This window comes from Intrasporangium calvum (assembly GCF_028446585.1).
Classification (GTDB): Bacteria; Actinomycetota; Actinomycetes; order Actinomycetales; family Dermatophilaceae; genus Intrasporangium; species Intrasporangium calvum_A.
In genome coordinates this window covers 1-3,302 of the sequence record NZ_JAPFQL010000147.1, presented here as the reverse complement: position 1 = coordinate 3,302, position 3,302 = coordinate 1, and the positions used below count along the sequence as shown (strand labels likewise).

4 protein-coding genes are annotated in these 3,302 nt (G+C 70.2%); all 4 read right to left on the bottom strand.

Annotated elements, in window-relative coordinates; translation table 11 throughout:
• Positions 1 to 45: 45 nt before the first annotated feature.
• The gene (locus tag OO014_RS19130; protein WP_272463920.1) at positions 46 to 810 is read right to left on the bottom strand and encodes an alpha/beta fold hydrolase; all 765 of its coding nucleotides are present in this window, start codon (positions 808 to 810) and stop codon (positions 46 to 48) included.
• 91 nt (positions 811 to 901) lie between these two features.
• On the bottom strand, positions 902 to 1,825 hold the full coding sequence (locus tag OO014_RS19125; protein WP_272463919.1) for an ABC transporter substrate-binding protein: 924 nt from the start codon (positions 1,823 to 1,825) through the stop codon (positions 902 to 904).
• Positions 1,826 to 1,831: 6 nt separating this feature from the next.
• The gene (locus OO014_RS19120; protein ID WP_272463918.1) at positions 1,832 to 2,614 is read right to left on the bottom strand and encodes an ABC transporter permease; all 783 of its coding nucleotides are present in this window, start codon (positions 2,612 to 2,614) and stop codon (positions 1,832 to 1,834) included.
• Entirely contained in the window at positions 2,611 to 3,261 is a 651-nt protein-coding gene (locus OO014_RS19115; protein ID WP_272463921.1) for an ABC transporter permease, read from the bottom strand. Before OO014_RS19115 ends, OO014_RS19120 begins: the two co-directional genes overlap by 4 nt.
• Between the last annotated feature and the right edge of the window lie 41 nt (positions 3,262 to 3,302).

Sequence of the window (3,302 nt, the reverse complement as noted above, 5' to 3'; positions counted from 1 at the left end):
GCGCCGGGCGTGTTGCGTTGTGGGGCGGGGCCGTCGACGACACGGTCAGGAGCCGATCTCCTTGAGGAAGTTGTCGATCCGCGTCGCGAGGTTGACCGGCGTCTCGAACATCGCGTAGTGCCCGGCGTTGGGGATGACCTCGATCTTGGCCCTCGTGAAGAGCGGCAGCCAGTGGGCCCGGGCGAAGTCCTCGCTCAGGGCGGGGTCGTGCTCACCGACGAGGACGAGGACCGGCACGTCGCTGCCGCGCACTTCGTCGGCGAAGTCCGGACCGGCCCAGGCCTCCAAGGCATTCGCGAAGGCATCGCGGGTGGAGTTCGCGAGCGAGAAGTCGACCATCCGGTTGACCCAGACAGGACTGTTGCGGTTGCCGGTGGTGAAGTCGATGATCGCGTAGCGCTTGTCCCGGTCGTCGACGGCACCCCAGAACAGCTCGCGCCCGGCGTCGTCGAACGGGAAGGGGCTGCTGCTCACCGGGGAGAGCGCGACGAGCGCCTCGACGCGGTCGGGCACCTTGGCGAGGACCCGCTGGATGAAGGCGCCACTCATCGAGTGGCCCACGAGGGCGAACCGCTCGGCGCCGTGCTCGTCGGCGAGGGCGATGAGGTCGTCGGCGATCTCGTCGAGCGTCTGGCTGCCCTCGACGTCCTTGCGGGCGCCGTAGCCGCGCAGGTCGGCAAAGAGGTAGGTGTTCGCCTCGCCGTCGAGGTAGTCGGGGAAGAGCCCCCACCCCTCGCTGGAGCCGAACCAGCCGTGGCTGACGATGACGGTGCGCGGGCCGGACCCGACGACGCGATGGGCGATCGACATGACTCTCCTTCGAGCTCCGACAATCAGGTTTCCGTATGCCGCTGAGCCTAGTCCGCGACCCCCTGACCTGCCGCTCCTCCCGGCGCGGGCCTCAGAGGAGGCCGGACGCGGTGAGCCACTCCTTGGCGACGACGCTGGCGTCCTTCTTGTCGACGACGACCTGCTTGACCATGTCGGCGAGCGCCGTCGTGTCGAGCTTGGCCGAGACCGCGTCGAGTGGCGCCTGGACGGATCCGGCGACCTCCTCACGGACGAGCGGGACGACGTTGTCGGAGCCGAAGAGCAGCTTCGGGTCCTCGAGGACGACGAAGCCGTTGGCGGCGATGGACGGGTCGGTGCTGAAGATGTTGGCGGCCTTGACCTGGCCGTTCTTGAGTGCCTCGACGGTGGCCTGGCTCGCGAGCGGGCGGAACTCCTTCGGCTCGAGGTTGTAGACCTCCTTGAGGCCGACGAGGCCCTGCTGCCGGGTGCGGAACTCGGGCGGAGCGGCGATGGTCAGCTCGTCCTGGTAGGCGGCGAGGTCAGGGATCGCCTTGAGGGACCAGGCGTCGGCCGTCTCCTTGGTGACGACCATGGAGTTCTTGTCCTCGGCCGTCGACTTGGCGAGGACGGTGAAGCCGCTCGGCAGCTTGGACTTGAGGGTCTCGTAGACCTCGTCAGGGTTGGTCGCCGTGACGGCGGAGTCGTAGTAGTTCGTCAGTGACCCGGTGTATTCGGGCAGGATGTCCACCTCACCGCCCTCGAGCGCCTTGAGGTAGGTCTCGCGGTTGCCGATGTTGAACTGTCGCTGGACGGTGATGCCCTTGGCCTCGAGCGCCTGGGCGTAGATCTCGCCGAGCAGCGCGGACTCGGGGAAGTCGGCCGATCCGATGGTGACCGAGCCCGAAGCCCCCGTGCCGGCGCTGGTGCCTCCGGGCTGGGCCGGGGCGAGCGGGTCCTCGGTGCTGCCACAGGCGGCGAGCGGAAGGACCGCGGCGGCGAGGAGTCCGGCGAGCAGGGTGCGCGTGCGAATCATCTTCAGTCACTTTCCGTTCGGGTGAACCACGGGGCTGCTGCCCCGCGAGGTCAAGCGGACCCCGGCACGCGTGGAGCCGAGACGTGCGATGTCGGTAGGTCCAACACGGGTGCGTCGACCGGAGATTCCCGGCGACACGACATGACGCTGCACGAGAGCCAGTACCCCGTCCGTCACGAGTGCGAGCAGGGCGACGAGCACGGCGCCGGCCACCATCTGCGGCAGGTCGCGCGCGGCGAGCCCGTCGATGAGGTAGCGCCCGAGCCCACCGAGGCTGATCGATGCGGCGATGGTCGCCGTGGCGATGACCTGCAGCGTGGCCGACCTCAGCCCGGAGAGCAGCAGCGGCATGGCGATGGGCAGCTCGACCTGGGTGAGGACCTGACTGCCGCGCATCCCCATCCCTCGCGCCGCATCCCGGGCCGCCGGGTCGACGCTCTCGACGCCGGCATAGCTGCCGGAGAGCAGGGGCGGGATCGCCAGGATGACGAGGACGATGATGCTGGGGATCGTGAAGGCGAGGCTGCTCTGGATGAGCGGCCCGACGAGCATCGAGATGGCGAAGAGCAGCCCGAGGCTGGGCACGGCCCGCAGCGCGTTCGCCCCGGTGACGAGCCAGCGGCCGCGGCCGGTGTGCCCGACCCAGGCGCCCAGCGGCACGGCGATCGCCACGGCGATGAGCACCGTGACGACGGTGTAGAGCACGTGCTCGCCGAGCCTCGCCGGGACGCCCTCCGGGCCGGTCCAGTGCGAGGGGTCCTGCAGCCAGGTGACCAGGGCCTCGATCACGGTCTCGCCTCCGCCCCGGCTCGGGCCCAGGGGGTGAGCAGGCGGGCGATCCCGTTGATGGCGACGTCGAAGACCACGGCGAGCGCGACGCACGCGATGATGCCGACCCAGACCTCGGTGGCGAAGTTGCGGGCGTAGCCGTTGGTCAGGAAGTAGCCGAGCTGGTTGACCCCGATGAGCGAGGCCACGCTGACGATGCTGACGTTGCTCACGGCGGCGACGCGCAGCCCGGCCGCGAGCACGGGGACGGCGAGGGGCAGGTCGACGGCCCGGAACCGCGCGAACCCGCCGTAGCCCATCGCCGTCGCCGCTGCCCGCGTCGACGGGTCGACGCTGGACAGCGCGTCGGCGACCGTCCTGGTCAACAGCGCCACGGTGTAGATCGTCATGGCGACGATGACGTTGACCGGGTCGAGGATGCCCCGCTTGAGGATGCTGGGGAGCAGGATGAAGAGGGCGAGCGACGGGATCGTGTAGAGCAGACCGGTCGCGCTGAGCAGCGGCCCCTTGAGCCAGGCCTGGCGCGCGGCCAGCCAGCCGAGCGGCAGCGCGATGAGCAGCCCGAGCACCAAGGGGATCCCGGCCAGCCAGGCGTGCTGGCCGGCGCGGGAGAGGATCTCGCCGAGGTGGTCGAGGGCCCAGCTCACGTGCCGGCCGTCCCCTCGCCCGATGGCGACCCCGCCACGCC